This is a genomic window from Dictyobacter kobayashii (genome assembly GCF_003967555.1).
Classification (GTDB): Bacteria; Chloroflexota; Ktedonobacteria; order Ktedonobacterales; family Ktedonobacteraceae; genus Dictyobacter; species Dictyobacter kobayashii.
Genome location: NZ_BIFS01000001.1, coordinates 4,450,418 through 4,477,176 on the forward strand (window position 1 = coordinate 4,450,418; position 26,759 = coordinate 4,477,176).

34 protein-coding genes are annotated in these 26,759 nt (G+C 49.8%); 23 read left to right on the forward strand and 11 right to left on the reverse strand.

The genetic code is table 11. The features are described 5' to 3' along the window. Positions 1 to 127: 127 nt before the first annotated feature. Together EL645_RS19460 and EL645_RS19470 are read left to right on the forward strand one after the other, a co-directional pair. Positions 128 to 391, forward strand: coding sequence for a 4Fe-4S dicluster domain-containing protein (locus tag EL645_RS19460; RefSeq protein ID WP_126554278.1), 264 nt, complete (start codon positions 128 to 130; stop codon positions 389 to 391). A gap of 334 nt (positions 392 to 725) precedes the next feature. Continuing rightward, positions 726 to 1,472 (forward strand): hypothetical protein, encoded by a 747-nt coding sequence (locus EL645_RS19470; RefSeq protein WP_126552049.1) that lies wholly within the window; start codon positions 726 to 728, stop codon positions 1,470 to 1,472. A gap of 96 nt (positions 1,473 to 1,568) precedes the next feature. Here EL645_RS19470 and EL645_RS19475 read toward each other — a convergent pair whose 3' ends face one another. Continuing rightward, on the reverse strand, positions 1,569 to 1,817 hold the full coding sequence (locus tag EL645_RS19475; RefSeq protein WP_126552050.1) for a hypothetical protein: 249 nt from the start codon (positions 1,815 to 1,817) through the stop codon (positions 1,569 to 1,571). A 164-nt stretch (positions 1,818 to 1,981) separates the two neighbouring features. Between EL645_RS19475 and EL645_RS19480 the strand changes: the two genes are divergently transcribed. The 4 genes from EL645_RS19480 (at position 1,982) to EL645_RS19490 (ending at position 4,166) form a co-directional block, all read left to right on the forward strand. Then, positions 1,982 to 2,749: a Bax inhibitor-1/YccA family protein gene (locus EL645_RS19480; RefSeq protein WP_126552051.1), complete on the forward strand. Its 768-nt coding sequence runs from the start codon at positions 1,982 to 1,984 to the stop codon at positions 2,747 to 2,749. Between the two features lie 159 nt (positions 2,750 to 2,908). After that, the gene (locus EL645_RS19485; RefSeq protein ID WP_246035409.1) at positions 2,909 to 3,151 is read left to right on the forward strand and encodes a thioredoxin family protein; all 243 of its coding nucleotides are present in this window, start codon (positions 2,909 to 2,911) and stop codon (positions 3,149 to 3,151) included. Between the two features lie 272 nt (positions 3,152 to 3,423). Then, positions 3,424 to 3,549 carry a hypothetical protein gene (locus tag EL645_RS44320; RefSeq protein WP_281276422.1) on the forward strand — a complete coding sequence of 42 codons (126 nt, stop codon included), beginning with the start codon at positions 3,424 to 3,426 and terminating at the stop codon, positions 3,547 to 3,549. Further along, the gene (locus tag EL645_RS19490; protein WP_246035562.1) at positions 3,543 to 4,166 is read left to right on the forward strand and encodes a GntR family transcriptional regulator; all 624 of its coding nucleotides are present in this window, start codon (positions 3,543 to 3,545) and stop codon (positions 4,164 to 4,166) included. The genes EL645_RS44320 and EL645_RS19490 overlap by 7 nt, the downstream gene beginning before the upstream one ends. Before the next feature lie 237 nt (positions 4,167 to 4,403). On the opposite strand, the gene EL645_RS19495 is transcribed toward EL645_RS19490, so the two are convergent. Continuing rightward, positions 4,404 to 5,213 (reverse strand): helix-turn-helix transcriptional regulator, encoded by an 810-nt coding sequence (locus EL645_RS19495; RefSeq protein WP_126552053.1) that lies wholly within the window; start codon positions 5,211 to 5,213, stop codon positions 4,404 to 4,406. A 199-nt stretch (positions 5,214 to 5,412) separates the two neighbouring features. Between EL645_RS19495 and EL645_RS39385 the strand changes: the two genes are divergently transcribed. The 13 genes from EL645_RS39385 (at position 5,413) to EL645_RS19555 (ending at position 13,497) form a co-directional block, all read left to right on the forward strand. Next, positions 5,413 to 5,577 (forward strand): hypothetical protein, encoded by a 165-nt coding sequence (locus EL645_RS39385; protein ID WP_161977507.1) that lies wholly within the window; start codon positions 5,413 to 5,415, stop codon positions 5,575 to 5,577. Between the two features lie 99 nt (positions 5,578 to 5,676). Further along, positions 5,677 to 5,868, forward strand: coding sequence for a hypothetical protein (locus tag EL645_RS19500; RefSeq protein ID WP_126552054.1), 192 nt, complete (start codon positions 5,677 to 5,679; stop codon positions 5,866 to 5,868). 23 nt (positions 5,869 to 5,891) lie between these two features. Beyond that, positions 5,892 to 6,170, forward strand: coding sequence for a hypothetical protein (locus EL645_RS19505; RefSeq protein WP_126552055.1), 279 nt, complete (start codon positions 5,892 to 5,894; stop codon positions 6,168 to 6,170). A gap of 9 nt (positions 6,171 to 6,179) precedes the next feature. Further along, the gene (locus EL645_RS19510) at positions 6,180 to 6,371 is read left to right on the forward strand and encodes a hypothetical protein (RefSeq protein WP_126552056.1); all 192 of its coding nucleotides are present in this window, start codon (positions 6,180 to 6,182) and stop codon (positions 6,369 to 6,371) included. A 21-nt stretch (positions 6,372 to 6,392) separates the two neighbouring features. Continuing rightward, positions 6,393 to 6,593, forward strand: a complete 201-nt coding sequence (locus EL645_RS19515) for a hypothetical protein (protein ID WP_126552057.1) — start codon at positions 6,393 to 6,395, stop codon at positions 6,591 to 6,593. A gap of 98 nt (positions 6,594 to 6,691) precedes the next feature. Beyond that, the gene (locus EL645_RS19520; RefSeq protein ID WP_126552058.1) at positions 6,692 to 7,024 is read left to right on the forward strand and encodes a hypothetical protein; all 333 of its coding nucleotides are present in this window, start codon (positions 6,692 to 6,694) and stop codon (positions 7,022 to 7,024) included. A 20-nt stretch (positions 7,025 to 7,044) separates the two neighbouring features. Next, on the forward strand, positions 7,045 to 7,824 hold the full coding sequence (locus EL645_RS19525; RefSeq protein WP_126552059.1) for a hypothetical protein: 780 nt from the start codon (positions 7,045 to 7,047) through the stop codon (positions 7,822 to 7,824). A 94-nt stretch (positions 7,825 to 7,918) separates the two neighbouring features. Continuing rightward, a complete protein-coding gene (locus tag EL645_RS19530; protein WP_126552060.1) occupies positions 7,919 to 8,905 on the forward strand; it encodes a TOTE conflict system archaeo-eukaryotic primase domain-containing protein in 987 nt (328 codons plus the stop codon). Between the two features lie 9 nt (positions 8,906 to 8,914). After that, positions 8,915 to 9,241 carry a hypothetical protein gene (locus EL645_RS19535; RefSeq protein WP_126552061.1) on the forward strand — a complete coding sequence of 109 codons (327 nt, stop codon included), beginning with the start codon at positions 8,915 to 8,917 and terminating at the stop codon, positions 9,239 to 9,241. Positions 9,242 to 9,321: 80 nt separating this feature from the next. Continuing rightward, the gene (locus tag EL645_RS19540) at positions 9,322 to 10,110 is read left to right on the forward strand and encodes a hypothetical protein (protein ID WP_126552062.1); all 789 of its coding nucleotides are present in this window, start codon (positions 9,322 to 9,324) and stop codon (positions 10,108 to 10,110) included. After that, entirely contained in the window at positions 10,065 to 10,811 is a 747-nt protein-coding gene (locus EL645_RS19545; protein WP_126552063.1) for a hypothetical protein, read from the forward strand. The genes EL645_RS19540 and EL645_RS19545 overlap by 46 nt, the downstream gene beginning before the upstream one ends. 10 nt (positions 10,812 to 10,821) lie before the next feature. Continuing rightward, positions 10,822 to 11,802, forward strand: a complete 981-nt coding sequence (locus EL645_RS19550; RefSeq protein WP_126552064.1) for a tyrosine-type recombinase/integrase — start codon at positions 10,822 to 10,824, stop codon at positions 11,800 to 11,802. Between the two features lie 249 nt (positions 11,803 to 12,051). After that, the gene (locus tag EL645_RS19555) at positions 12,052 to 13,497 is read left to right on the forward strand and encodes a tetratricopeptide repeat protein (protein ID WP_126552065.1); all 1,446 of its coding nucleotides are present in this window, start codon (positions 12,052 to 12,054) and stop codon (positions 13,495 to 13,497) included. Between the two features lie 96 nt (positions 13,498 to 13,593). Here EL645_RS19555 and mntA read toward each other — a convergent pair whose 3' ends face one another. The 3 genes from mntA to EL645_RS19570 form a co-directional block, all read right to left on the reverse strand. After that, positions 13,594 to 14,430: a type VII toxin-antitoxin system MntA family adenylyltransferase antitoxin gene (gene mntA / locus EL645_RS19560; RefSeq protein ID WP_161977508.1), complete on the reverse strand. Its 837-nt coding sequence runs from the start codon at positions 14,428 to 14,430 to the stop codon at positions 13,594 to 13,596. A gap of 179 nt (positions 14,431 to 14,609) precedes the next feature. After that, entirely contained in the window at positions 14,610 to 15,023 is a 414-nt protein-coding gene (locus EL645_RS19565) for a molybdenum cofactor biosynthesis protein MoaE (RefSeq protein ID WP_218031920.1), read from the reverse strand. After that, on the reverse strand, positions 15,023 to 15,271 hold the full coding sequence (locus EL645_RS19570; RefSeq protein ID WP_126552068.1) for a MoaD/ThiS family protein: 249 nt from the start codon (positions 15,269 to 15,271) through the stop codon (positions 15,023 to 15,025). The genes EL645_RS19565 and EL645_RS19570 overlap by 1 nt, the downstream gene beginning before the upstream one ends. Before the next feature lie 157 nt (positions 15,272 to 15,428). Here EL645_RS19570 and EL645_RS19575 point away from each other — a divergent pair, with 157 nt between their 5' ends. From EL645_RS19575 to EL645_RS19585, 3 genes are all read left to right on the forward strand, one after another. Next, complete coding sequence (locus EL645_RS19575) at positions 15,429 to 16,157, forward strand: DUF4126 domain-containing protein (RefSeq protein WP_126552069.1); 729 nt, start codon at positions 15,429 to 15,431, stop codon at positions 16,155 to 16,157. Positions 16,158 to 16,430: 273 nt separating this feature from the next. Next, positions 16,431 to 17,864, forward strand: a complete 1,434-nt coding sequence (locus EL645_RS19580) for a phytoene desaturase family protein (protein ID WP_126554279.1) — start codon at positions 16,431 to 16,433, stop codon at positions 17,862 to 17,864. Between the two features lie 258 nt (positions 17,865 to 18,122). Continuing rightward, on the forward strand, positions 18,123 to 18,854 hold the full coding sequence (locus EL645_RS19585; protein WP_246035411.1) for an IMP cyclohydrolase: 732 nt from the start codon (positions 18,123 to 18,125) through the stop codon (positions 18,852 to 18,854). 99 nt (positions 18,855 to 18,953) lie between these two features. Here EL645_RS19585 and EL645_RS19590 read toward each other — a convergent pair whose 3' ends face one another. The 6 genes from EL645_RS19590 to EL645_RS19615 form a co-directional block, all read right to left on the reverse strand. Beyond that, complete coding sequence (locus EL645_RS19590; protein WP_126552071.1) at positions 18,954 to 20,459, reverse strand: leucyl aminopeptidase; 1,506 nt, start codon at positions 20,457 to 20,459, stop codon at positions 18,954 to 18,956. 207 nt (positions 20,460 to 20,666) lie between these two features. Continuing rightward, a complete protein-coding gene (locus EL645_RS19595; protein WP_126552072.1) occupies positions 20,667 to 21,065 on the reverse strand; it encodes a response regulator in 399 nt (132 codons plus the stop codon). Positions 21,066 to 21,174: 109 nt separating this feature from the next. Continuing rightward, on the reverse strand, positions 21,175 to 21,729 hold the full coding sequence (locus tag EL645_RS19600) for a sensor histidine kinase (protein ID WP_126552073.1): 555 nt from the start codon (positions 21,727 to 21,729) through the stop codon (positions 21,175 to 21,177). Between the two features lie 41 nt (positions 21,730 to 21,770). Continuing rightward, complete coding sequence (locus EL645_RS19605; RefSeq protein WP_161977509.1) at positions 21,771 to 23,687, reverse strand: GAF domain-containing protein; 1,917 nt, start codon at positions 23,685 to 23,687, stop codon at positions 21,771 to 21,773. A gap of 575 nt (positions 23,688 to 24,262) precedes the next feature. Further along, the gene (locus EL645_RS19610) at positions 24,263 to 24,706 is read right to left on the reverse strand and encodes an anti-sigma factor family protein (protein WP_126552075.1); all 444 of its coding nucleotides are present in this window, start codon (positions 24,704 to 24,706) and stop codon (positions 24,263 to 24,265) included. Then, positions 24,703 to 25,239, reverse strand: a complete 537-nt coding sequence (locus EL645_RS19615) for an RNA polymerase sigma factor (protein ID WP_126552076.1) — start codon at positions 25,237 to 25,239, stop codon at positions 24,703 to 24,705. Before EL645_RS19615 ends, EL645_RS19610 begins: the two co-directional genes overlap by 4 nt. Before the next feature lie 615 nt (positions 25,240 to 25,854). Here EL645_RS19615 and mtnA point away from each other — a divergent pair. Beyond that, positions 25,855 to 26,748, forward strand: a complete 894-nt coding sequence (gene mtnA, locus EL645_RS19620) for an S-methyl-5-thioribose-1-phosphate isomerase (RefSeq protein WP_246035563.1) — start codon at positions 25,855 to 25,857, stop codon at positions 26,746 to 26,748. Positions 26,749 to 26,759: the final 11 nt, after the last annotated feature.

Sequence of the window (26,759 nt, forward strand, 5' to 3'; positions counted from 1 at the left end):
GAAGCGGGATTGTAAGGCATTTGACATCATCTGTACAACCCTCTATACTGAAGTTGGTCTAAAACAGAACTTTGCTTCTATGTGCCTGTGTGGGGCATAGTGTGCCAAGAGGAGGATGTCTAGAACAATGACCTATGTGATTACCCAGCCATGTATTGGCGTTAAAGATGCATCCTGCGTAGATGTTTGCCCTGTGGATTGCATCCACCCATCGTCAAATGAGCCTGGCTTCGAAGAGGCCGAGCAACTCTATATTAATCCCGATGAGTGTATCGATTGTGGGGCGTGTGAGCCTGCCTGTCCAGTAACGGCGATCTTTGAAGAGTCAGCAGTGCCTGGAGAGTGGAAAAGCTATATCAAAGTCAACGCTGATTTCTTCACGGGCCAGTAATCCAGGTGCCACTATTCAATGCCACTCAACTATAGAGAGAGAGCAGGTCCATCAGGAGAAGGTAGTGCTTTTTGTGCTCGATTTTTTTGAGCGATGAAGTCATTGCTGGCTGAGGATGAGTGGCGTTTCTGGTTGATTTTATCGCTTGTTCGGGATCGCGCTGAAATAGATCTCGAAGGGTTTTTACAGAGGGTAAGTCTTCACTCGTTCCAGGTTTGAAATGAAGACTTACCTCGGTATTTTTTTCTTTTTTCTTCACGATGTGATATAATACATGTGCTGCGCTTTACTTAGCATGCACATATAACTTCTTTTCTTATGGAGTAAACCTCTTATGCCAATTACCCGACGAAGACGCGCTAATCCACCTGAGCAACCAGAACAGACGAATGTTGTTGCTGAGCAAACAGAACAAGTTGCTGACAATGCGGCTCCTACGCGCGCACCAGAGTCCTTACCGGAAGTAGAAGGACAGCCATCATCTGGTCCAGCGGCACCTGCACCTGCTCGCCCAGAAAACGCACTTGCACCTGCTTACCCACCATCTTTTGCGGCGGCTCAGCCTCCTATCACACCAGTTTTGAATGGTGAGCAGCGCCAGGAAAGTAATGATGTGCCACCCACGCCTCAATCTCAGCGTTCCGAGCGTGTTTCACGTATGGATCGTGCTGAGCGTCAGGATCGGCATGAGCGCCATGATTATACGCCTTCCATCGAAGGCGGTCGGCGTACTTCACGTGGCGAATTGTTCCGTCGCCCACCGCAGGTTCCGGCAAGCACACCAGCACAGCCAACAGCACCCGCTGCCGCCGCTCCGTTGCAGGCACCATCTCATGAAATCAGCTTGCCTCTGGGCAATTTGCTGCATCTTGCCTATAATCCAGGCTATACGGGATCAGATGAGGCTCGTAGTGCCCTGTTACAAAAACTTGCTAATGAGAGTAAAGCTGGCGGTCGTGCTCGTTGCTGGAGCTGTGGCTCCCTGGCAATTGTGTATGATCGTTGGAATACCCGTAGCAAAACTTTCGGTGAAGTTGGGATTGCGTTCTGCGAGATTTGTGGTGTATGGAGCGTCATGTAGTCATTTCTGATGACTGCATGACGCTTGCTTCCTGCACATTGCTAGTATGCACGTGCATTAATGTGCATCTGGCCTGAAGGATGAAGCTGCGCAAAGTTATTGTGCCTCCAGGGTAGGAGAGAAGCGATATGCTCTCTCTTTGCTGTGCCCTTTAATTTGTATTATGCCATCCATTTGGATGGGCGTAGCCACCTGAAAAGCCATGATTGTTCCTGGAAACTGATCCATGCTACCAGATGAGCCAGTGGTGGCGCAGCTGGCCGTATCCAGGCAGCGTTTCCAAATGCTGTGAAGATGGTTCACGAAGGCCGATTGATGAGGATGATAGGGAGTGGATGTAACCACAGGTATTGTTTCATCTTACCAGGGGGTCAAATGTTGCTTGTGTCACCTGCAACCATGACTTGAGGTAGCGCGTATATACGTCAAGAAAGAGGGTCTTGCCAGAAACGGTACCTCTCGAAATTTGCACCTGGTCAATTGACTCGTGTTTTAAGCTGAGGTTTGCTATGTTTAATCCTAATCCGCGCAATAATTATCCCTACGGGAATAATCCCTATAATAACCGTTCCCAGGGCGATAGTCCGTTTGGCTCTCGCTACCAGTATCAAACGCTGCCTTATGGCTATCAGGGCGCTGGCGTTTCGCCCAGCGGTTTGATCAGTAAGGTGATGGGGTTGCTGGCCTTTTCGTTCGTCTTCGCGACCCTGGGGACTGTGGTCGGTCTTTCAATAGGCCTCTCTTATGGGACCTACTGGATCGTTGCGATTGCTGGCCTGGTTGTGTTGATCGCATTGAACATGTTAATTCAAAAACCAGGACTGAACCTTTTCTTGCTCTATCTCTTTACTTTCTTAGAGGGTCTGGCACTGGGACCGCTGGTGGGGGCTTACTTGAGTGCTGGTCTTGGAAATATTCTTGGCCAGGCGTTTGTGATTACGGCCTTGACTTCTCTCGGCCTGGGATTGTATTCCTGGACCACAAAGCGCGACTTCTCGCATTTAGGCGACTACCTCTTTTTTGGGGTGATTCTTTTGCTGGTAACAGGGCTGATAGGCATTTTTTTCCATAGTACCCTGTTTGCACTTGTGATATCCTTCTTTGGTGTCGCAATCTTTTCAGGGTATGTGCTGTTCTATGTCCAGCGCGCCAAATATATGGCCGATACCCTGCCGAATGCGATTGGTTTGACCGTCTCGATTTTTATCACCGTGTTAAACCTGTTTCTTTACATCTTACAGATTCTCTCAATTATGAGTGGCAATCGGCGGCGCTAATACCGCAGCACAAAAGACTGTGAAATGGAAGGGGACGGAACGGAATAAACCTATTTCCGTTTGTGTTCTCTTCTATAGTAAGGTAAAGATAACAAGAGTTACTTGTACTTGATGTTAGACATCAGGATAGATTTGTTTGGAAAGTGAGTGAGAAGTACTATGGAGAATGCTAATCTGTTTCACGTTGGCGATCAGGATTTTGATACCAAGGTTTTGAAGTCTTCAACCCCTGTTATTGTTGATTTCTGGGCTGCCTGGTGTGGTCCTTGCCGCAACATCGCCCCTGTGTTTGAGCGCTTGAGCACTGAGTATCAGGGCAAGCTGCAATTCGCTAAAATGGATATCGATGAGCACGGTTTGACCCATCACGCCTTGGAATTCAGGCTATTCCAACCTTGTTGATCTTCAAAGATGGTCAGGCTATTGGTCGTCTTGTTGGTCCACAGCCCAGTCGCTTGAAAAGTGAAATTGATCGCGTTCTGGCCGAAAATGGCATTCAAGTCGCCTAAAATTTAAAATATGACCTGGTATATTCTCGAATTTACCAGGTCATATTTCGTGTTTATTCAAATTTATTCTATTACCCCCTCGACTCTCTTCTCTTTTTGTGATATATTCTTCCCATAATGTTACATATCCAAAAATTTGTTGTATGGACATAAGGGGAACCGTATATGCCAATATTAGAGCGCTCAAATCCTCTACCGCTTTACTATCAATTAAAAGAAGTGCTGAAGCAGCAGATTCGTGCGGGCACCTTGCACCTCATACCGCCATACCCTCTGAACCAGAACTGGTAACGCAGTATCATGTAAGCCGTGCAACCGTGCGTCAGGCTCTTACCGAGCTTGTCCATGAAGGCCTTCTATATCGCCAGCATGGACGTGGCACGTTCGTCTGTGAGCCGCGTGTACAGCAACAAACCATTAGTGAACTAACAAGCCTTTCTGAAGAATTACGTCGTCGTGGGAAACGTCCGGGTGGAATGCTATTTGTAAGTGAATTGGTTCGTGGATCACAAACGGTTCGTGAACAGCTGCGTTTGACCGACGAGGAACAGGTAATTCGTTTAGAGCGTTTGCGCACTGCTGATGATCAGCCGGTCGCCTATGAAGTGGATTACCTGCCATATCCACGTGCAGCTGGTGTCTATCAGCGGGCGAAAGAAACAGCAGATGGATCTCTCTACAACTTGATGGCCTCGGAAGGATTGCAACCTTATATTGCTGAACAGTCGATTAAGGCCGATAGCGCATCTGCCCGTGAAGCCGAGTTGTTGCGTGTTTCTGAGAAAGAGTCTGGCCTACGCCTGTTTTGCACCGCCTTTGATGAGACAGGGGCACCTATAGAGTACACGGAGTCTTTTTTCCCAGCGAGTTTGTATGAATTCCGTTTAACCTTGCGTGTTACAAAATAGAAACGCGAGATGTTGCGCGTCACTAATACCACTTTATGGTTAAAAAATGAGCCATTGAGGAATAAAAACCTTGATGGCTATTCTTGTTGGATCGTTTTCAGTCCTTATTTCGTGAGTAGTTTTATAGAGTGCTTGTTATGAGGGTGAATCCAGCCATATGTGCTATACTACGCAACTATTGGGTAGCGTGGATTGGCTCTACAGGCTGGTTCACGCTCTTTCTTTGCTTCCCAGGTGCTATACTTCCTGCTTTAGACGTTTGTTTTTCAATGATGGAACAAGAGGTTCTTCTTCTTGCTCCATTTGTTTTATAAATGCTTGTATGGGTCTGGTCGCGCTTTTGAGATCTGTTAGTATGTATGCATCCCTCTTTCCCTCAAGCTTTTTGAATCCCAGGTGTTCAACCAGTTTTTTGCCCTCTGGGGTTGCAGCGATCGCATACCATTTCTTGATGTCATAGTGTTTGTCGAGTGAGATAGCCCATCTTAAGGCATTCCTGATGATGTAGAGTCCTCTGTCCTTGTCCTTCTGCTTGTCACCTGTGTGGTGTATCGATATACTCGGTATATAGGCCGCCAGGTCTTTGTCTGACCATTTTCTTATGGACCAGGGTTCTATATCTTGCTCCTTGATTCTGTCATCTATCAGCGATTTGATGACATCTTCTGCCAATGGCATGATTGTTACACCTCCAACTCTCTTCCCGTTCTCCCTGGCCGACATGAATATATCTTTGTTGGCATCCTTCCACTCTAAGAGCCGATCGTATGTAACAATGTCTTCAGGTTCGTACAGGTTGAAGTGGTTTTGATAGCTGGCCCATAGCTCGCTGTTGGTTGTTGGACCGAATGTGAGTTTGGGTTGATCCTTGCGTTTTTGTAGCTTTACGTGCGCGTTGATGGCTTCTTTTGGGTATTTCCTGCCTCTCTTCTTTCCTGGTTCTAACTCACTTGGTATTGTTCCGTCTTCCGCTCTCCTGTTTAACGTTGCTTTGGATATGCCAAGCAGCTTCATAACCTCTTCAGGCGAATAGTATCGCTCCTCCATTGCCGCCTCCTTTTCTAGTGATTTTTGATTTTTGCGACTAGAGTTATTGATATTGTAAGTCTTTTGGCTCAATTTGTCTAGTGATTTTTGAGTCTTAAACTCATATGTGATTTTTGTTGACAATATGATTTTAATGGTACATAATAGTTACATGAGTGTTGAGTATTGAGTCTTGAGAAGATTTGAGGAGAAAGATTTCTTGCAAAGTAGACATGCACTTAGTTTCACATTTTTACTGGTGTTACTGATCTTTGGTGTAGGGGCTTTCTACTGTTTCTCTGTAGGAAATATTATTGGAGGTGCTATTAACGCTGCTGGTTTTCTGGCAATTGTAGGAGTGCTGGCTAGTGGTTGCCGCCACTAGCTCAGCGTATGAGATTAGTTTGTGTGTGTACAGTGACCAGTTCTCATGTTCGTAAGTATGCGGGCTGAGGCTGGATACGTCAAGAGAGGAGCTTTTCCTATGACAACATTCATTTTGTCACCTATGCAAGTTCTTCTAGTGCTCGGTGCCCTGGTACTTGCGTCTTTGATCTTTCGGGCGATGAAGCTGCGTTCCTTGCTGGTGGTGGCCGTTGTCGCCCTGGCTGTTCTGTTCTTGGTGAAATTTCAAGTCCCTGTAGTTCAGTTCTTTACCGTGTTCGCGCATCGCTAGGAGAGAAACTACTGGAGGTAACAATGTCGTACAGCAATGAACGTGCTCGTAACCTGGTTCGTGCTCCTATGCCGGTTGCTCCTCGCACACCATTGAAGACGGTTCGCGATATTAACAAAGCGATCGATCGCAATGTGAATGGTGGCAACTATGGGGTTTATTGCTCTCTCAATGGTGAAAAAAATTGCTCGTATGTACATCTGGTGCATCGTGTTTTTCATGCGCGAACGGTGCGCGGTGTGCTCCAAGTCAAATGTCAAAGTGGGTGGTTGGTTCCATCTCACGTTTGGGTTGAAGGTTAGGAGCATCACATGGGTTACTCAATCTTTAGCAGTAAACAAACGTGGTCCAGCCCTCGCTCGAAAGAGCTGGTACGCACCGATGTCGAGAATGAGCACCAGGCTCGGCAAGAAATGGATCGGCTGCTCCGGCAAGGCCACAAGATCAACGGCGTGCTTCCAAATGATTCAGACCGTCCAGATGCTCGGCGTCGCCGCTCATAACTGAGAAAAGAGGGAAACATTATGGCACGAGGACGGAAAGAGGCAATTGCAGTGAGCGTGCTTCGAGAGATTTTGCTTGATCGGATTGCGATTGAACGCAAATTGAAACGCTTGATTCGGGATCAATTGGTGGAAGCGTCTCTCTTATCCATTGTGTTCAGTCGGCTGCAATTCTTTGAGGATGACATTCGCAATGCTCTTGATGAGCTGGAACACGAATAAGGCTTGTGATTTTTCGATATGTTCAACCACTTGTTTTGATGTTCGTTTGTTCGCCCTGGGCACAGTGCTCCAGGCTAAAGAAAAAAGAGAGGTGTCTTATGGCTTTTGAATTAACTGGTACTGTTAAATACGCTCGTCGCATGAAAGGCGAGGCTAAAGGCTCTGGTAAACCGTACGATTTCTTTTCCCTGATTGTCCTCGATCCTGACGAGGGTGAGCGTATTCCTTTACAGATGAGTTCGGATAGCCCTCAGTTTAAAGAGCTTTGCGATCGCGATCAAACCTTGATCGATCAGCCCATTAAGGTCATCATTCGCCGCTGCCTCCCTGGCACGAAAAAAGACAAAAACACCGGCCAGGAAACACCAACGGTGCGCTTCTTCATCAAGAAAGTCTTGTTCTCTACGGCTGCGCAACCTGCGTCCCGTTAGTTCTGGAAAGGATACCGACTATGCGCATAGCAATTGCTTTACATCTGCTCTGGAAGCGTTTTGAAATTGCCCTCTGTGCGCTCGTGGTGCCTGGACTCATTCTTGAGTCCAGCATCGCGAATGGGTGGGTGTACGGTGGGAACTTCGTGGGCTTCCTGCGTGGGTTGTTTCTTGATCTGGTCATTTACATTTGTGCTCGTCAGGCGTTTCTGCTGTACCGCAAGGGAAACAAAACAGGCTCCTTCATTATGGCTATGGTTTCCCTGAGCATCACCTATGTCAGTGCGGTCAATAACCTGGGGTGGGTGCTCTCTGGGCATGAAATGGCTGGTGTGCTTGGCTCTCTGAGTCAAATGATGGGCGCTGGTAGTCCACTCTACCGAGCGTATGAGTTTTCTCTTGCTGTGTGTCTCCCACTTTCCCTGCTCGCTATTGCCCTGGTCGACCTGGATCACTTCTTTGAGCACAGTATTAATCAAGATCACCTGGATAACCAGGCGATGCTTTCCGATGAACGGCGTATGCATCGGACCGCTTTCCTCAAAGCACAACGGGTCCAGAAGGGGACTATTCAAGAACAGTATCAAGAGATTGCGGAAGATCGTGCTCAAACCTTTGTCGACAAAGCGCGTGATGGTGATTTGACCTTTGGTGCTCACACGGCTGCGCATGACACCGACAAACTTGCTCAAGCGGCTTCCGTCAGGCAAATTGAACCTCCCGTTCAAGAGGTTCCTGGGACCGTGTGGCCGGCTGATGAACCTCGGCCAGCACAACAAGATTGGGCCGATTGGCGGTAGGTGCCTGGTCGATGGTCTAAGAATGACGCCAACCGTAGAACGCCAACCGTAGAACGCCACTTGCCGGACGCCTGGGGACAGGCTCCGGCTTTCAGTGAAAGGAGCACATAGTATGATTTCTCCTTCTCTTTACACTCGGTTTGCTGCCTTGTTTGTCGGTCGCTCTGATGATTATGCGCTTCAATGCCCCAACGGCTTATATCGGCGTGCAGGTCGCCCTCTTACCTCTGAAGTGCTTCATGCGCATTTGCAAGGGGATTGCACTATTGGGACCTATGTCATCAATACACATGGGTCATGCTCGTTCGCGGTGATGGATGCCGATAAACCGGGCGGCTTGCGGCTGCTGGCCCAGGCGCAACAGGCGCTTGCTGCTGACGATATTCCTTCGTATCTGGAGCAGTCGCATCGTGAGGGGCATCTCTGGATCTTCCTCCGACAGCCAGCTCCCGCCGCGACAGTCCGGTGGTGGCTGCGCCCCTATTGCCCTGAGGACATGGAATTTTTCCCAAAACAGGATCAGACGGACGGGTATGGATCGCTGATCCGGGTGCCCCTGGGTATCCATCTGCTGACAGGTCGCCGCTATCCCTTCATCACCCTGGACGGTGATCGGACGGTGCCGGTGGCTCCAACGTTTCATGACATGTTGCGCTGGCTCTGGCATGTGCGCCAGGTCGACGCGCCCACGTTCGATATCACTACTGTTCGCTCACAACGATCCACGCACGGAGCCGTCAACAAAAAAAAATCGATGACCCAACCTGCTGCCCTACGATCCCGCTCGCCGTACGCCAACATTGCCGACTGGTGTGCGCGTCAAGATCCGTTCGCGCTCATCGGACACTATGTTGAGCTGAACCGGCAGGGCATGGGGCATTGTCCATTTGAGGATCATCATGCTGATGGCGAGGATCGGCGTTGTTCCTTCAAAGTGTTTCAGCCCTCCACGCCCGGCGGTATGTGTTGGTACTGCTACGCCTGGGGAAAAGGCGGCAGCGTGTTTGACTTTCTGCGCCTGTACTACCAGTTGGATGCTCGTGAGTTGTGGCATCGGCTTCAGGCCGGGGCGCATGTGTAAGGGGGATGTATGCCGAATTATGGACAACCATTGCGGGACTGTGGCCCTGAAGATGGTGAAAGCATGGCAGGCTGGTTTGATGTGGCGCTCTGGTCGTATGGGCTGGCAGAGAACCGTTTTCCGCTCCATATGGGGTATATGCAGGCGTTGACAGCTTACCAGGCAATAGAAGACGCCATGCGGTACTATGGGCTTCCTCGTGTGGGCTATGCGTGTGCGCGTGCGTTGGATGGGTCGATCTGCTATCGAGCCTATAAGGTGTTCGTGGTCATGGATGCGGTTCAGGACGATTGGGATTCTGAGTTTGATGCCCTGCTGCGCTCGGTGCAGTGGTAGCGTGCTGGCTCTGAGCGGTCCCGTAAGTAAACCGGACCGCTCAAAATACATCACTGGTTGCTTGGTGAAAGGATGGGCCTATGAATGAGAGTATTGTGCGGATTTTAGGAGCTTTTTTAGATACGCTCTATCTGAATGTGTATCAAACGGATACCAATTTTCAGGTGGTCAAGAAAAAACTGTCGGATGAGCTGAAGCTTGAGTTGCAGCAGTTAAAAGAGCAGGCGCAAGAGGATGAGGAAAATATTCCGACACGCTTTTCTTTTGATGGCAAACCATTGCTTATGATGATGAAGGGGAGTGAGGGTTTTAACTGGATCTTAAAGAATGAGAGTATCAATTTCTGCGTCAACCGTGGCTCGAAGATGAATCTGTGTGCCCAGGTGCGTTGTTCGTCGGAATACCTCTGGAAAAGGCGGGATATTAGCGCGATCGTTAATGAAGTATTTTTCTTTGCTACTCAGGTCTTTGGACAACAGATTTGTCTTCAGGTGTCGGCGCTTGACCTGGCTGTAGATGTCATCAATTTTCAACTGCCTTCTGCGGAAGATATTAAAGAGTGCTTTATCTCGCGTGCGCAATTGTCGGAAGAAGCCCCGGCCAACCTGGCTGATTGTTTTGTTGATGGCCCTGACCGCATTAAGCGTCGGTGGGGCGGATTACTGGCTTGCCGTTTGGTGCTCGTGGAGCTGCTATCTCTGGCATTATCTATGATAAAACGCACGAGATTAAATATCATTCTCCTGAAAAGTCCTGGCTCTTTGATCTCTGGGGTGAGTCTGCGCGTATTCAAGGTTTTGAGTATAGCGAAGATATGCAGGTCATGCGTCATGAAATGCGCTTCCGGCGTCCGGCTCTGCGGGAAATGAAGCAGGTCGCCCAGGTCGTCAAGGATGGCGAAGAGCATGAAGAAGTCTTGTTTCATGGGATTGAAGATGCGTTTCTGCTTGAAACCTACATTGCTGGTCTATGGGGGTATGCGGTCGGTCATGTCGATGGCGGTGCGGATGGCCTTCCTGATGGCTGGCTCCGCTATGTGATTCCTAGTGAGACAGATGTCAACCGCTCTCGCTGGGAAGTGCATCCAGATTGGCAGGTCATTCAATCGGCCTTTGCGGTTCCTGAGCTGGAAGAGTCTGAGTATGAGTGTGAGGAACGGGAAAAAGAAGAGTTGCTATCTGAGGTTGATGCCTACCTGGAAGAGCATCCCTGGCAAGATGTTACTCCTCCTGTCAGGAAGAGAAAAAAGTCTGTGGTGAAACGACCTGATTATGTTGCTCCTGTAGTTGATCCGCTCCATTTTAACCTGGCTCCTTACATTCGGGAACGGAAACGGCATGTGCATATGGAACGGATGGTGGCCCAGCTGACCGGGTGCATGTCGACCTTTGAAGCCTGGCGGGCGCATTCCGACGATCGCTTACCTGGTGGTGTGCATGCTGATCTCTCGGATACCTTGTCGGTCTACTACCGATTAGCAGAAACCTACATGTTGCAGCGACAGAAAGATTTTGCTGAAACTGTCCGTAAAAAACGGGTGCTCTATCACATTGTTGAATCTATAGCATAGGGGGTGTTCTATGAGACTTGATGAGACTGTTGAGCATTACTTACGTAGCCTGATAACCCGGCGTCTTTCTATTCATACTCAGCTGGCATATCGCCACGCTCTTGCGCTCCTAGTCCGATTGTTGGCGGATATATGCGGTGTGACCGATCTGGAGCGGGTTACAGTGCTTCACCTTCGTCAGTGTGTGCAGCACCTTCTGACTGAATCTGTTGAGGTCCAGAAGTCGCGTCGGCCTCCTGGGAATGGCTCTACTCTGTCAGCTGGTAGCGTGTGCGATTATATCCGCCGTTGGAAGACCTTCTTTAATTGGTGTCAGCGCGAGGATCTCATAGAGAAAAATCCCGGTACTCGCCTGGAATATCCGAAGACTGATGAGAGGATGATTGATGCATTTACTGTGAACCAGATTGAGCATATGATCAGCATTTTTGATCTCTCCACCCCTGAGGGTTTCCGTGATTATGTTATCTTGCTGCTGATGTTGGATACTGGTATTCGCCGCTCTGAGGTGGCTACCCTCCGGGTAGAGGATGTGCATGATACGTATATCGGGGTCTTTGGCAAGGGCCGTAAAGAGCGCCAGGTCGGCATTCATCCCGAAATAAGTAACCTGTTGTGGAAGTACATCCATAAGTATCGCCGTCCAGCTGATGGGGATGAGCCTATTCTTTTCCTCTCTGTTGGCCGTGGCCGGGTTGGTATGCCGTTTGGCCGTGGTGGCATGAATGCTTTAATCAGGCGGTTAAAGGCTGCGACTGGTATTGATGACGTGCGCTTGTCGGCTCACACATTCCGGCATACGTTTGCCTGTATGTATTTGGATGCGGGTGGTGATGTTTTCAGTCTTTCTCGTGAAATGGGTCATACAGATATAAAAACAACTGAACGCTATCTGAGAAGTTTCACAAGTAAAAGGGCGCGTCTGCAACATGACTCGCATTCACCTATTAATAGCATAAAATTGCGTTCTCACAAGAAACCGAAAAAGTGAAGTATAGCACCTGTGAGGGCGTTTTGAGGTGATATACTAATCCCCGTTTTAGGGGCAAAAACAAGCCACTGGGGGATAAAAACCTTGATGGCTATTCGCGTTGGATCGTTTCGTGTCCTTGGTTCGTGGGTATGTGTATGAGGCGGTTTTCGTGAGTGAAAAAGGTGTATATGTGCTATACTACGCAAGGATTTACCGTGTATTCCTGCGAACAGTACAATGTGAAGTATAGAGGAAAGTAGGCCATGTATGAGTAACATGCAAGATGAACCTAATGCAAATACGAATAATAGTAGTAGCGTACCCATGCATTTTGTGAAGCGTAGCGATATGGCTCGTGATGAGCAGTCATGGACCGATCGGGGTAATACAGCCGCTCAGGAAGGGGATTACGAAACCGCAGCAGAGGCTTTTGCGCAGGCGGTTGAAGTTAGTCCCAACAATGCTCGTGCCCGCTATAATCTGGCACTGGCCCAACAATATCTGGGGGATGTCGAGACCGCGATTGCTGGCTATCGCCGTGCTATCGATCTAGATCCACAGTTGATCGATGCCTATATCAACCTGGGAAATCTTTACGGGGAACTTGGTTTGTATGAGGAGTCCCTGGAAACCTTCCAGCAGGCGATTGAATTGGATCCTGAAAATGATGAGCTCTATTTGAGCGTCGGCGATGCATATCGTACGCAGAACTTGTATCAAGATGCTATTCAAGCATATCGCCAGACGCTGATGCTCAATTCTGATAATGCATCAGCTAGCAATAATCTGCTTGATGTTCGTGAGAGGGTCAATGATCAGTGGCGCCGTGTGATGGAGCAAGAGCATAAGATCGATGAGGACCCGACCGATCCCGCTCGCTATTCCGAACTGTCGAGCATCTATCTGGATATGCGCCGCTATGATGATGCTCTGTCGACTGCTAATCAAATTCTGACACTGGATCCAGAGGGACGCATTGGCTATGATGCGCTGGCATCTATCTATGAGCAGATGGGCGAGCGCGATCAGGCGGCTGAGATCTATAGTCAGATCGTAGCGATTGATCCTGAAGATGCTGAGGCCTGGGAGCACCTGGGAACCTGGCGTTCTATTCAGGGCAATAATGATGAGGCTATTGAGGCCTATAATCGTTCCATCCAGATTGATCCTCAACGCGCCACAACACGCTTTAGCCTGGCCGAGACCTATTTAGAGAGCGAGCGCTACGATGAAGCCCTGGCGATCTATCAGGGATTGGTTGAGAGCGCTGATCGTAGCGAACTGCAGTTAGATGATCTGGCGGCGGCCTATGCTGGCCTGGCTGAGACCTATAACTCTCTGGGGCGCTATGAAGAGGCTATACAAACGGCTGAGAAGCTGCTAGAACGCTCTGAGGATGATCCAGAGGGGTATTACCAGCTGGCAACTGCATATGACGCTCTAGGACGCTATCCTGAGGCTATTGAGAATTATCAAAACGCCATCGAGAGCGATCCTTTGAACGCTGATTATTACAATGATCTGGCCGATACATTGCGTGAAGTCAAGCGCTATGATGAGGCTTTGGATACTGTACAGCAGGCAATTTCAATGGACCCCTCGATGATTCTGGCTTATGAAACGATGGCACAAATCTATGAGGCGACTGGACGTGCCGATGAGGCTGCTGAGGCAATGAGCCAGGCCAATGCTTTACGCTCAGTTTCAGAGTAATCAATGGCGGACGCATTTCGTTGTGTAACTGGTATCTTTTGACAAGATACCAGTTTTTTTTTATGCTACCATCCGCTTTTATGATTTGCTTGCCCACTAGGATTGTTTGTGCTCAATGGTATCGGCGAACTCTAATAGATCGGTCAGGTTGTGTTGGAGATAGTCATAGAGCAGGTCACGGTTAAGCGCGGCCGGTTCATGTACCAGGTCATCACGTAGGTTGGTCAACACTTCTAAACGATACGCTAGTGCACGTGGGATGATGTTCTGGGCCGCAATGTTACTGAGGAGCTCATGATAGTTTTCCGCCCGCTTTAACCCAAAGGCGGCTATCAGCGTGCCACAAGTGGCAAGACAGGCTTCAATAGCCAGCTGGAGGTAGCGTTCCCCCAATGCGTAAAGATGATAATCAGCGGTGAACTCTGCGCGGGGATGTTGCCCGAGCTCCTGTAGAATCGCTACGGCCGCGCGCAACTGCTGCAAAGGATTCTGTACTAAATCTTTATCGATTGGCAACATATGCCCATACAGGCGCCGGCCCAGGGCCTGGTTCTGGATCTCATCAAACTTTTTAAAGTCGAGATAATCCATCACGGCCCGTGTTTCAAAGGTCACACGCCGTTTTTCGTTACGGCTGAAAAGAATCTGACCATACTTGATGACCTGTAATTTTAGCAGTAGGGAGGCTTGATTTAAGATCACCACGTCGATCGTATCTGATTCCAGGCGTTTAGTCAGTTCGCTGAGGAAGTAGAGCTGATAATCGAGAAACTGGTCGGCTTTGATTTGATCCATCAAGAGGACCGCGATATCGACATCGCTGAGCTGACCAAAAGTGGCTCGATTAGAGAGCGAGCCAGCCAGATAAGCGGCATTAACCGGGCTTTGTGCAAAAAACTGATTCAGGCGGGATTGCTTTTCGAATAAGTTCATCAACGACCTCCGAGAAAACCCTGGATCTGCCCAGATCGTTGGTTGATACATGCAAGGAAACACACTTATTGGGAACTATACTTGCTTATTCGCAAGTATACCATAAAAAGTGTGGAAGCTATAGCTTGAAAAAGAACTCATTTTCAGAAGGGCGGGAAATGTGGGTAGAAAAAGCACATTTAGCCTTCTACCCATTCTTCTCCATTCGTGGCTACTTCTTTTTTCCAGATGGGGACGGTGCTTTTCAGGGTATCAATTAGATAGCGGCAGGCTTCAAAGGCTTCGCCACGATGGGGAGTGGCGACAACAATGATGACGCTGGCCTCACCAATTTCCAGGCGTCCGAAGCGATGGGCGATGGCGACACGCTCGATGGGCCAGTGTTGCCGGGCCTCGGCGATGATCGTCGCGATTTGTTGTTGCGCCATCTCTTCGTACACGTCATATTCCAGATAGCGTACCTGTTTTCCACGGGCATTATCACGGACGACGCCTTCAAAAATGACGATGCCACCAATGCTGGGATGGCTGACAGCTGCTATCAGCGCATCTCGATTGAGCGGTTCACGTGTTAATTGAATGATAGGTTCCACTAGCATCCTCCTCCTGTGGGTGGGATAAAGACGAGTTCATCTCCTTCATGGAGAAGTGTCTCGGCGGATACATAGCGATGGTTGAGCGCATTAAGCGAGCGATCCATGATTGGCTGTAAGCGTGGATCGCGTTCTTGTAGGAGTGTGCGTACATCGGCCACGCGCGCGTTATCTGCTAACGTCAGCCACTCTTCGCCCTGCCCTACAATCTCACGTAATGAAGCAAAATAGCGAACTCTAATTTTCATGACTTGAGTATAGCACAAACAATGAGTGTTTTGTACCCACCACCGCGGGCGGCAACCTCTCTCACAAACATTGGCGATCCACCAGCATAGGAACGTATATAAAGCAAGGACTAACTCACTGAAGAGTAGAAATACAAAAGGTTGAGGATCAACAAATATGAATATTTGCTCGGCATCCGGCCTCACCACACTGACCACTACCACGCTCGGGACCGCGCTGGGGCTGGCCGGGATATCCGGAATCAATGCCTATATGCCGCTGCTCATCCTGGCGTGCGCGCATCGCTGGTTCCATCTCTGTACGATCAATCCCCACTTTGCGTTTATCGGGCAGGACTGGTTTATCATCGCCATGGCCATCCTGACCGTTGCGGATCTGGTAATGGACAAGGTCCTGATCGGCAACCACCTCTGGAACGCGATCCACACAGTCATACGACCTATCGCTGGTGCGTTCATCGCGGCCGCCGTGACCAATCAGGGAATCATTGGGGGATTTCAGGGAGCGCAGCCGGTCCTGGTTGGTGGGCATATGGGAGCATTTATGGGACTCCAGGTAGGTGTTATCGTCGCTGGTGTCATCAATCAAGCCAGTAGCTCTGGAATACTGGTTTTCCTGATGGGTGTGGCTGGTTTCCTCCTGGCCGGGGCTGTGCATCTCACAAAGATGAGCATTCGCGGGGGCGCGGCGCTCTTCACTGCGGACCTCTCCAGCATTGTGCTGAGCATTATCGAGGATATCATAACTGTACTGGGTGTCATTCTTGCGCTGCTTGCGCCCGCGGTGATGTTCGTCTGCCTGATTCTCTTCGTGTTGCTCTTCCTGCTGCTCTTCCGCCGCATTATACGCACCGTTCAGGGCATCTCCGGTCTGATGCGCTCTTGAGAAAATAGATGTCATTTAATGAGGGTTAAAAGCACCTGGACCTATATGCCAGGTGCTTTGTTTTGTCAGCTTTTAGTGTTTTTCTTGCGCTTGCTCTTGGTCTCTTTTCCGTCTCGTAGTTGAAGAGTCTGACTATTTGTCTCCAATTGTTCTACCCAGGGTGGCGGACTGTTGCTATCTTTAGTACAGTATGGGTAAATAGTGTTGTGTGTGGTTTTGTAGGAGGGCGAATAGTGGATCGATGGAAATCTGTAGAACGTGAGTGAGCAATATATGTATGATGCACTTGTGATTGGCTCTGGTCCAAATGGTCTGGCCGCGGCGGTGGCTCTGGCCCGCGCAGGACAGCATGTGTTGGTGGTGGAAGCAAAAGAGACGATTGGTGGCGGCTCACGCTCTCAGGAGCTGACCTTGCCAGGATTTGTGCATGATGTTTGCTCGGCTGTACATCCAATGGGCATTGCATCTCCTTTTTTTCAGACTTTGCCGCTGGAGCAGTTTGGGCTTGAATGGTTGCAGCCGGAAATTCCTCTTGCCCATCCCCTGGATGATGGTTCGGCTATGTTATTACACCATTCAGTGGCTGCTACCGCTGAAACGTTAGGGGTGGATGCGCATGCCTATCAGGCTTTGATGCGTCCATATGTTGAGCATTGGTCGATTATTATTCAAGCCTTCCTGGGCCCGTTGCGGGTTAGACCAATGTTGCATCCTGTTGCGCTCGTACCTTTTGGTCTGGCCGCGCTCTCATCGGCCCGTTTGCTTACACAACTGGCTTTTAAGGGACCACGCGCGCGTACGCTGCTGGCGGGCGTTTGCGCCCATTCTCAGCTTCCTTTAGAGGAAATGACCAGTGCCGCGGCGGGGCTCTTGCTGGCTACGGCCGCTCATGTCTCTGGCTGGCCAGTGCCGCGCGGTGGCTCCCAAAGTATTGTTAATGCCCTCGCCGCGTACTTCCGTTCTCTCGGTGGTGAGATTCGAACGAGCTTTGAGGTGCAGCATATGGATGATCTACCGGCGGCCAGGGCATATCTCTTTGATGTCACGCCACGCCAATTGTTATCCATAGCAGGCGAGCGTTTTTCTGATAATTATAAACGAGCTTTGCAGCGCTACCGCTATGGACCCGGGTCCTTTAAAATTGACCTGGCTTTAGATGGCCCTATCCCCTGGACCGCTCAGGATTGTTTGCGGGCCGGTACGGTCCATCTGGGTGGTACTTTCGCTGAAATTGCTACCTCCGAGCGAGATGTGAGGCGTGGAGTATCTCCTGAGCGTCCCTATGTATTGGTAGCCCAGCAAAGTCTGGTAGATGCGAGCCGTGCCCCAGAGGGAAAACATACCGTGTGGGCCTACTGTCATGTTCCCAATGGCTCAACCTTTGACATGACCGAGCGCATTGAGGCGCAGATAGAACGGTTTGCCCCTGGTTTCCGGGAGCGTATTCTGGCCCGCCATGTGGTGGACCCGGCCGCGCTGGAACACTATAATGCTAACTATATCGGGGGAGATATCAATGGTGGTGTGGAAGATATCCGGCAACTCTTTACGCGCCCGGTCGCGCGTATCGATCCCTATACAACTTCCGCTCCAGATATTTTTATCTGCTCATCATCCACACCGCCTGGAGGTGGCGTGCATGGCATGTGCGGATATTTTGCGGCCCGGTCAGCTCTGAAAAAAAGATTATTGGTCGAGCATACATAATGATAAGTTTATATTTTACGGCAATGCCATTCATTTGGATGAGCGCAGTCGCCTGGGAAGCCATCTTCGTTTCTGGAAACTGATCCATTCTCAAATATGAGTTAGTGGCGGCGTAGCTAGCCGCGTCCAAGCGGCGTTTCCAAATGCTTTTTACAGCGAGAGGGTTTTCATGTATACTCCCTCTAAGGTCTGTTTACTATAAGGAAATGCCCGGCCTACACCAAAGCACAAAAACATAAAAGGGAGACAGTATATATAATGGATGCAAATGCGCTGGCAACGGCAAATTTTGAACAACTACGGAACAATCCCTATCCAGGAAGAGGCCTGGTGATTGGTCGTTCTTCCGTAGAAGATGCCTGGTTGATGATTTATTGGATTATGGGGCGTAGTGCTTCGAGTCGCAATCGCAAATTTGTCGCAGTAGGCAACAGGCTGCGCACCGAGCCGATTGATACGCGCCAGATGGATAATCCTGAGCTGTTGATCTATGATGCCATGTTGGAACTTCCCAGTATCTACCTGGTAAGTAACGGCGATCAAACGCGCACCATTTATGATGCATTGTTAGCTGGTGGCTCCTTCGATTCGGCCCTTGAGAAAAGAGAGCGTGAACCTGATGTGCCTCACTATACTCCTCGCATCAGTGGTATGTTAGATCTGCAGAACTTTCCCGGGACGGTTACTTTAAGCATCTTGAAGGCCAATCAGGCTAATCCTGCTAATACAGATCGCTTTACCTATCGACCGGGGAAGTCACCCCGTGGTTTTGGGGTTGGTTTGACCACCTATCGTGGGGATGGCAATCCTTTGCCCAGTTTTAGTGGTGATCCCTTGTTGCTGCCGTGTGCTGGCAAGGCCGAGGCGGTTCTGGACACTTATTGGAATGCTTTAAACGCTGAGAATCGCGTGGCTATCGCTGTCAAGCAGGTTTCTGTGCAGGAGGGAACCAGTCGTTTGCTGGTGCGCAATCGTTTTACTGCTCAATAGTAGTCGGTTCCCTGGCGGCTGTATCATGTTTGGAGTTTGCACACTTACGAGCAGGCTGAGCGGGGCGATATTATATCGCCCCGGCAATGCAAAAAATGTTTATTTTTTTGCTAACTGGAGAGCTAGCTCGGCGAGTGTGCGTACACCTACGCCAGTGCCGCCTTTTTCTTGATAGGCTTTGACGCTATCAACATAGCTGGTACCGGCGATATCCAGATGGGCCCATTTTGCTGTGCCCACAAAATTCTCCAGAATTTTTGCAGCCGTGACTGCACCAGCTTCGCGGCCACCAGTCTGTTTAATGTCGGCGATGTCGCTTTTGATATACTCGCCATATTCCTCGTCGAGGGGCATTGGCCAGTATTTTTCGCCGGCCGCCTGTCCAGCACTGATAATAGATTGGGTCAGCTGCTCATCATTACTGAAGAAACCTGTCATGCTGTGCCCGAGAGCTACCACCATCGCGCCGGTCAAGGTTGCCAGATCCAGGATAGGTGAGAGGCCTTCCTGAGATGCCAGGGAGAGGGCATCGGCCAGGATCAGGCGTCCTTCCGCATCTGTATTGACGATTTCGATTGTCTTGCCATTTAAGATGCGTACAATATCGCCCGGTACATAGGCACTACCGCTGGGCATGTTGTCGCAGGTTGGTACAAAAGCGGTTACGTTGATGGCTGGTTTGATGCGTGCAATTGCCTGCATTGCGCCCAGGACTGCCGCTGCGCCGCCCATATCGCCTTTCATGGTATCCATGCCGGCTCCAGGCTTAATTGAGATGCCGCCAGTATCAAATGTAATACCTTTGCCAACCAGCGCCATACCTTTATCACCCTCTGAGCCACCACGGTAGCGTAGAATGATAAAGCGAGGTGGATTGGCACTACCTTTGGAAACGGCCAGTAAGCCGCCCATACCCAGCTCCTGGATTTTTTCTTTTTCGAAAATTTCACATTCCAGGCCAACTTCTTTGGCCATGGCGCTGGCACGATTAGCCAGTTCAATTGGGGTTAAGACATTGGGTGGCTCGTTGATCAGGCTGCGGGCAAAGTTTGTTCCCTCGGCCAGCGCCTGTGCCTGCTGCAGTGCCTGTTCAAACTCAGCCTTATTCTCTTCAGGAGTAGCAAAGAGCACTTGATTGACGTTGTTGCCATTTTCTTTGCTCTGGTAAGCACGGAAACTGTACAATCCTAACAGGACGCCCTCTATAGCAGCCTGTGTCTCCTGTGCTGCGCTAAATTTGCTGCTTGCCAGGCCACCGGCTACCGCGATCTTTTGTGCTCCTGTTTTCTGCACATGGCGTGCAGCAATAGAGATCGCTCGCCGTACAGACTGAGTATCGAGTTTATCCTGTGATCCCAGACCAACAACAATCACACGTTTGGCCGCCAGCTTACCGCTGGGATGCAAGGTGAGCAGCTCGCCGGCTGTGCCTTTGAACTCCCCATCTGCGCTACGCTCAGCAATGAGTCCCGCAAGGGCTGTATCGACAGCGGCTGCAGAGGTTGATAATTCTACCCCCGAGGCAGAGCTTTTGCGTGCCGCACTGACAATCAATGCATCACAAGAAATCTTGCTTATTTCTTGTGTTGTCAGGTTGATATCCATTACGAAAAATCTCCTTTGGACGTACTGTAGAGGCTGATAGTGTTATACTATAGCTGTTTTTAGCACGAAAATACACTAATCGACCCGATTTTTGTCTGGTCTCAGGCCTATGTATGGCGCACCAGGCAATCTCTGATCGATCAGGACACTGGGTTGTGATCTCTTTCTTCAGTATGGCACATCATCCAGAGATAGAACAAGTTTGCTTTAGGCGGATCGATTAAGTAGGCGCTCAACTACTTCGAGGAGTTGGCGCGGCTTAAAAGGCTTGGTCAGATACTCTGTGCAGCCAATTTGCCTGGCCGCTTCACCTTCATCATTGAGCGCAAAAGCGGTTACAGCGACAATTGGAACGTCCTTCATACCAGGGCGTGCTCGAATCAATTGTGTGGTCTGATACCCATCCAGTACAGGCATTGAGAGATCTGTTAGAACCAGGTTTACGTGTTCTTTGTCCAACATTTCCAACGCATCTCGTCCGTTGGATGCGGAGATACAGCGATAGCCACGTGTAGACAATACACGTTCAATTAAGAGGCGATTGGATACTTCATTTTCAATCACCATGATAGTTGGCTGTTGTACGCTATGGGTTGGTGTATTCATGAGCTTTCTCTTATCTTGTTAATATGTTTGTATAAAAAATCTTTTGACGACACGCAAAGCGAGCATAGAAAGTTCCAGTGTTACCTATCAGCGTGTGTAGTAGCTAATGTCAGGCCAGAACGATTGGTAATGTGAAAGAAAATGTGGAGCCTTCCCCCGGAACACTTTCCACCGCAATCTCACCACCTTGCAATTCAATCAATTTTTTGGCAATGGTGAGACCCAGACCGGTGCCACCGAAACGCCGGGTTGTACTGCCGTCCGCCTGGCGGAATGCCTCGAAGATATAGCCAAGGGCGGCCGGTGAAATGCCAATGCCTGTATCTGTGACGGAGATCTGCACCATTCCTTGCTGCTTGAAGTGCCTGCAACGAATAGTTACGCCTCCTTTTTCTGTAAATTTGAGGGCATTTGAGGCCAGATTGATGACCACCTGGCGTAAACGGTGTCCATCAGCTGCGACCTTCGGTAGACCTTCCTCAATCTCCAGGCGTAGATAAAGCTCTTTATTATTGGCCAGTGGCTTCAATTGTTCAACCACCTCGGATAGGCTGACCGCCATATCAAGTGGTTCAGGTTTTACCTCGATACGGTCGGCTTCGATTTTGGAGAGATCCAGCATATCATCCACCAGGTGCGAGAGGTCCTCCGCCCGGCGTACCATGAATTGAATATGCTGTTCCTGCTCTGTTGTAAGCGTTCCATCTACAAATCCCTCCAGGATGAGCGCCCATAGCTGATAATGCTATGCAGCGGGGTGCGTAACTCATGGGTAACATTGGCCAGGAACTGGGATTTCAAATGGTTGGCGCGTTCAAGTTCTGCATTCTTATCTTTGACTTCTGCGAATAAGAGCGCGTTTTCGATGGCCATCGATGTTTGTAGTGCCGCTGTACTAAGTAAGAATGTATCGCGATTGCTGATGGGATGTGACTCTTCAGTATAAAGTACAAATGCACCGATAGCCTGGTCTTGTAGCAGAAAAGGTACGGCAATTGCCGAACAGTAGCCAGCCTCTAATGCCAGGCGCGCCCAATGTTCCTGCCGCTTCTGATAGATGGTTGTAATGTCTTCACCATAGACGATCTTCTGGCGATGTACAGCCATACGGGCCAGCGTCATATCGAGCTCACGCAGCGCATGGTTTGGGATGCGGGATGGCCGGATAGCGGTCCCCTGTACGGGCTTGCTGGTGCGAATGGCCGCCCGTTTAGCACTGGGCGTTAGCGAGTGTGGATTAGGAATGGCGGCCATTTTACTGGTCGCAGTCATAGTAATATCGTTATCTGGATCAGTATAGACGGTAACCGCTTTTATTGGATTGGATGATCCCTGTTCCGCTTGCTCCTCAAGGCTTCCTGACCATTGGGCGACCGCCCAGGGGGCGATGCTCTCGCGTCCGTAAAGCAGTAGCGAAACATGTCTCACCTTCATGATATGTCCCATGCGGGATACGAACTCACCCAGCAGTTGTTCTAGATTGAGCGTGGACATCAAGGCGTCGCTCATCACCAGCAGGTTGTGGGTCTGGTCGATCAGGGCCTGGCTTTCATTATAGAGCGATTCGTTTAACAATTGGTAAGAATAGGCCAGCATCTGTAATTCACGGGTGCGTGGTAGCTCTAGCTGAATACCTGTGTTCTGCGTTACCAGCACCTGGGCATGAGCCTGCAGGCGGCGCAGTGGCCGTATCAGTAGAACACTGGTAAAGAATGTGTAGAGAATAATGCCTAGCGATAATACAAATAAACCGGTCCCTATAATTAAGAGCATCGAACGCTTAGGATGGGTGCCCAAATTGTAGAGTGGTTCAATGGCTGCCAGGGTCATTTCTGGTGTACCAGGCATTTGCTGGGACAATTGCATCGTGTGTGCCTGTACAAGATACGGCTGGTTGCTTGATACGGTGCGCGGCTCGCTAAGCTGGCAAAGCTCTTGCTGGGAGATATTTTTAAGTGTGGTTGGCTGCAAAAAATCCAGCTCACTGGCTCCCTGAAATTGATTTTGTACGCAGGCCAGCAGTTTCGTTCCTGCTCGCTGGCTGATATCTTGTATGAAAAGGCTATCAATTGGCTGGGCTGCAACGATAGCTCCACTGGTATGTGCTGGCGCAGGCAAGGCCACAATCAATAGCCATTGTTGCTTACTTTGTACGCCGGGTGTGCTCGATGTAACCGGCTGGAGCAGTAGCTTTGTTTGCCCCTTGTTTGCTTGAGCGATAAGTTGTTGTACTGGACCTGTTAACGCTATCGTAGCGGGCGTTAAGGCATGGCCATGACCATCAAAGAGATCCAGTGAGTGCAGGAAGTTGCTGGTCGTGTACTGATCAAGGAGTGTACGAACTGAACTATTACTGTTCGCCGACTGAGGGCGCGCGAACGTAGTAGTAATTTGTTTATCCTGTGTGATCTGTTTAACAGTTTGTATGAAAGTCCTGGTATGATCTTGATAGGCTACCTGTATCTGAGAAAGATGTGATTGCGCGTCCCTCTTGGCTTGATATTCTGAATAGAACCTGAATATGCCCCAGGATATTAATGAAAAGAGGAGCATACAAAGCAAAAGAGTCAACGTCGCAACAATTATCAGCTTTCCGCCTAGTGATCGTACTGTGAATTGCATGCGACCCTTCCTACCCATGGTAAAAGCAAAGAGAGGACGGGGTGCCAGCTCGTCCTCCCCTTACCGCGCGTCTGCTTCTGGCGCGACGCGAAACTCCAGGAGGTGCGCGTGCGAACCCCATGGGGAAAAGGTTGCACGTAAATCTTAGATGTCCGCTACAAGCTGCTCGTCGAGGTGGATCTGCTTGCCTACGCACATCCCGCCATCCATCCCAAGCCTATGTATTATAACGTATGATCTCAATCAAAGTAAACAGGTTTAATGCCAGTTTGTGAATTCTTTACGAATACTTTATGTATTATATCGCACTTTTCTTTTTTCTTTAATTTTAATATATGAGAACGGTATAGCATGTACGGTTCCTTATTTTTGTTATGCCTGGAAAAAAGCACCGGCCTATTTAGAATGTGTCTTACTCCCATCATGGGAAGCTTGCCGCTCTTGCGCGGACGGGCGCTGGCGCGCCCGCGCTTTTTGCACCACCCAAGATTATTTCATGATCCCCTTTTAATGGCGTTTTTGCCAGAAGCAATGAATAAGCAGGAGGCTGATGCAGCTGGTTAAGAGCAAGATTATCAACATAGATGCTGGTTGGAGGTTGAAAAAACTACGTTTTGTGTGACCGCTGAGTAGAACTGAAGAGGTAGGTGATGGATATGATTTTGGGTGTCCCTGGCGGGGCATCTGAGTGAAGAGCGTAACTGGCTGCGCGGAAACAGTTTCGTTGAGCGGAAGCAAGCGGGCATACATTGTAACTGGTAGCCATAGGAGCTTGAATAATCCACATGCCCACAATCTACGAATGAGCCAGTTGTGGCCAGGATGCGGTATCGTAGATCAGGTGGAGGAGAGACCCTCGGGACCTGGGAGAGGAGGGTATCAAAGCGACGATAATCGGCCAGAATGGCATTACATTGCAAGCACGATGGTAGGTGTGCGGCAACGCTCTGACGCTCATAAGCTGTGAGCTGATCATCAAGGTAAGCACTGAGCAAATCCTTGACCTGCTCACAGTTCATTTAGCGCCTCCTCCCTGTTCCAGGGACCGATAATGCTCTCGAAATGATTGACGTGCACGCGAAAGATACATTTTGACACCGCTCTCAGCAATGTTCAGGGTGTGCGCAATCTCGCTATAGGAGAAACCCTCCTGTGTATATAATAGCAGTGCCGCCCTATATTGCTGAGGCATACGGCGTAGTGCCGCACGCACCATCTCAGTCGTTCCGTATATCTCTTGTGGATCTGCACTTTCAACATCAGCTGGCTCGTGGTCGAGATCTTGCCAGGGTAACCAGGCAATCAGCTTGCGACGACGCAGCGCATCGTATGCGGTATTGGTGGCAATACGATACAGCCAGGCCGATAATTTCAAGTTTGCATCCATTTTTGGCAGGGCACGAAAAGCCTTCAGGAAGGTATCTTGCGTCAGGTCGTCTGCCTGTTCGCGATCCCCTACCAAATGATAGACGTAGTTATAAATAGGTGTCTTATATTCGTCGTAAATTTGTTCGAAAGACCAGGAGTTTTCCTTGGTTTCCACCCGGACCATGCGCTACAATCCCTTCGATAGCTACTGTGTTCTCTTGTCCGTTCCATGCAAGAGGATGAGTAGCAGTCTCCAGGCCATGTATGTGTGTAGGTATGCGCATCGCTAGAGCGTGTGCAACCCTGGCGCGTATGGAAACGCTTTTTCCTTCTGTCTAGTGGAACGGACAACTAACGCTATCAGTAACATGATAGAGTAGTCATGCATACTTGCTGTTGAGTGTTGTATCGTTTATCATGGTAGCATACTCTGGTGGATTTACCGCAATCATTAGCTTATGGGTTAGTACTATTGGGTGAAAAACGCGCAGCTCGCGTTACCCCTTCGTTACATATCGGGGATTATGCCCAAAACGTCTTTCCATTCATCGTGGGATGGCAAGATTTAGAGGAGGCTATGCCCCATGGATAATATGATGTTCCACTCGCAGGTACGGACTGTGTGGTGGGAGGAAGACTCACCTGATCGCATAAGTGTTGGCCTGCTGGATCAATCTCTTTTGCCGCGCCAGGTTGTAACTCTGCATCTACAACATGAACAGCAGGTAGCTGAGGCTATCGCCAGTTTGAAAGTCAGGGGGGCTCCTGCTATCGGGTCGCCGCTGCCTTTGGTATTGCCCTGGCCGCGACTCGTTTCCAGCAAGAGCGTCTGGCGCGCCAGCAAGAGCTCACACTGGCTGATATGGAGGCGCATGTGTATGACGTTGGCCAGCTCCTCTGTCGTACCAGACCGACCGCCGTGAATCTCTTCTGGGCTACTGAGCGTATGCAACGGCGTATGCAACAGGCCTGTCAGGAGACCAGTTCTGTCCCGCAGGTAGTGGCTGCTCTGAAAACTGAGGCTCAGGCGATTGCTGCTGAAGATGTGCAGGCCTGCTGGCAGATGGGTGTGTATGGGGCGGAGTTGATTGCCGATGGCGATACCCTGTTGACGCATTGTAATGCAGGAGCTCTGGCCGCAACAGGAATCGGGACCGCGCTGGCACCTATCTATGTCGCCGCTCGCTCTGGAAAGCGTATCCATGTCTTTGTGGATGAAACACGACCAATCCTCCAGGGAGCGCGCTTAACCGCGTGGGAGCTGCAACAAGAGGGTGTGCCACTGACCCTGATCACCGATAATATGGCGGGTCATTTTATGCGTCTGGGGAAGATTCGGGCTGTTTTTGTTGGTGCTGATCGGATTGCCGCCAATGGCGATGTCGCGAACAAAATTGGCACCTATAGCCTGGCCGTGCTGGCCCACGCCCATCATATTCCGCTGTATGTGGTTGCTCCTTGCTCTACTATCGATCTGGCACTCTCGTCAGGAGAGCACATTCCGATAGAGCAGCGTAAAGCTGAAGAAGTAACGACATTATATGGGACCCCGATCGCCCCGGCTGGTGTTGCAGTTGCTAATCCCGCATTTGATGTCACGCCTCATCCCTATATAACTGCTATTATTACAGAAAAAGGGATTGTTCGACCTCCGTATCAAGAAACCCTGAGCGGTATCCATACGGAGCACTAGACTTATACGGA

Excerpts from the sequence above, each read along its gene's own strand:
- EL645_RS19600 (WP_126552073.1), bottom strand. The coding sequence starts at position 21,729 with ATGGTACGCCGGGCGGAGGACCTCTCGCACCTGGTGGATGATATGCTG.
- EL645_RS44320 (WP_281276422.1), top strand. The coding sequence starts at position 3,424 with ATGCCAATATTAGAGCGCTCAAATCCTCTACCGCTTTACTATCAATTA.
- EL645_RS19505 (WP_126552055.1), top strand. The coding sequence starts at position 5,892 with ATGTCGTACAGCAATGAACGTGCTCGTAACCTGGTTCGTGCTCCTATG.
- mntA (WP_161977508.1), bottom strand. The coding sequence starts at position 14,430 with ATGAACTTATTCGAAAAGCAATCCCGCCTGAATCAGTTTTTTGCACAA.
- EL645_RS19500 (WP_126552054.1), top strand. The coding sequence starts at position 5,677 with ATGACAACATTCATTTTGTCACCTATGCAAGTTCTTCTAGTGCTCGGT.
- EL645_RS19495 (WP_126552053.1), bottom strand. The coding sequence starts at position 5,213 with ATGGAGGAGCGATACTATTCGCCTGAAGAGGTTATGAAGCTGCTTGGC.
- EL645_RS19615 (WP_126552076.1), bottom strand. The coding sequence starts at position 25,239 with ATGGTCCGGGTGGAAACCAAGGAAAACTCCTGGTCTTTCGAACAAATT.
- EL645_RS19510 (WP_126552056.1), top strand. The coding sequence starts at position 6,180 with ATGGGTTACTCAATCTTTAGCAGTAAACAAACGTGGTCCAGCCCTCGC.
- EL645_RS19480 (WP_126552051.1), top strand. The coding sequence starts at position 1,982 with ATGTTTAATCCTAATCCGCGCAATAATTATCCCTACGGGAATAATCCC.
- EL645_RS19550 (WP_126552064.1), top strand. The coding sequence starts at position 10,822 with ATGAGACTTGATGAGACTGTTGAGCATTACTTACGTAGCCTGATAACC.
- EL645_RS19610 (WP_126552075.1), bottom strand. The coding sequence starts at position 24,706 with ATGAACTGTGAGCAGGTCAAGGATTTGCTCAGTGCTTACCTTGATGAT.
- EL645_RS19580 (WP_126554279.1), top strand. The coding sequence starts at position 16,431 with ATGTATGATGCACTTGTGATTGGCTCTGGTCCAAATGGTCTGGCCGCG.
- EL645_RS19590 (WP_126552071.1), bottom strand. The coding sequence starts at position 20,459 with ATGGATATCAACCTGACAACACAAGAAATAAGCAAGATTTCTTGTGAT.
- EL645_RS19595 (WP_126552072.1), bottom strand. The coding sequence starts at position 21,065 with ATGAATACACCAACCCATAGCGTACAACAGCCAACTATCATGGTGATT.
- EL645_RS19555 (WP_126552065.1), top strand. The coding sequence starts at position 12,052 with ATGAGTAACATGCAAGATGAACCTAATGCAAATACGAATAATAGTAGT.
- EL645_RS19575 (WP_126552069.1), top strand. The coding sequence starts at position 15,429 with ATGAATATTTGCTCGGCATCCGGCCTCACCACACTGACCACTACCACG.
- EL645_RS19470 (WP_126552049.1), top strand. The coding sequence starts at position 726 with ATGCCAATTACCCGACGAAGACGCGCTAATCCACCTGAGCAACCAGAA.
- EL645_RS19540 (WP_126552062.1), top strand. The coding sequence starts at position 9,322 with ATGAATGAGAGTATTGTGCGGATTTTAGGAGCTTTTTTAGATACGCTC.
- EL645_RS19535 (WP_126552061.1), top strand. The coding sequence starts at position 8,915 with ATGCCGAATTATGGACAACCATTGCGGGACTGTGGCCCTGAAGATGGT.
- EL645_RS19515 (WP_126552057.1), top strand. The coding sequence starts at position 6,393 with ATGGCACGAGGACGGAAAGAGGCAATTGCAGTGAGCGTGCTTCGAGAG.
- EL645_RS19605 (WP_161977509.1), bottom strand. The coding sequence starts at position 23,687 with ATGCAATTCACAGTACGATCACTAGGCGGAAAGCTGATAATTGTTGCG.
- EL645_RS19585 (WP_246035411.1), top strand. The coding sequence starts at position 18,123 with ATGGATGCAAATGCGCTGGCAACGGCAAATTTTGAACAACTACGGAAC.
- EL645_RS19520 (WP_126552058.1), top strand. The coding sequence starts at position 6,692 with ATGGCTTTTGAATTAACTGGTACTGTTAAATACGCTCGTCGCATGAAA.
- EL645_RS19545 (WP_126552063.1), top strand. The coding sequence starts at position 10,065 with ATGCGTCATGAAATGCGCTTCCGGCGTCCGGCTCTGCGGGAAATGAAG.
- EL645_RS19570 (WP_126552068.1), bottom strand. The coding sequence starts at position 15,271 with ATGAAAATTAGAGTTCGCTATTTTGCTTCATTACGTGAGATTGTAGGG.
- EL645_RS19460 (WP_126554278.1), top strand. The coding sequence starts at position 128 with ATGACCTATGTGATTACCCAGCCATGTATTGGCGTTAAAGATGCATCC.
- EL645_RS19485 (WP_246035409.1), top strand. The coding sequence starts at position 2,909 with ATGGAGAATGCTAATCTGTTTCACGTTGGCGATCAGGATTTTGATACC.
- EL645_RS19525 (WP_126552059.1), top strand. The coding sequence starts at position 7,045 with ATGCGCATAGCAATTGCTTTACATCTGCTCTGGAAGCGTTTTGAAATT.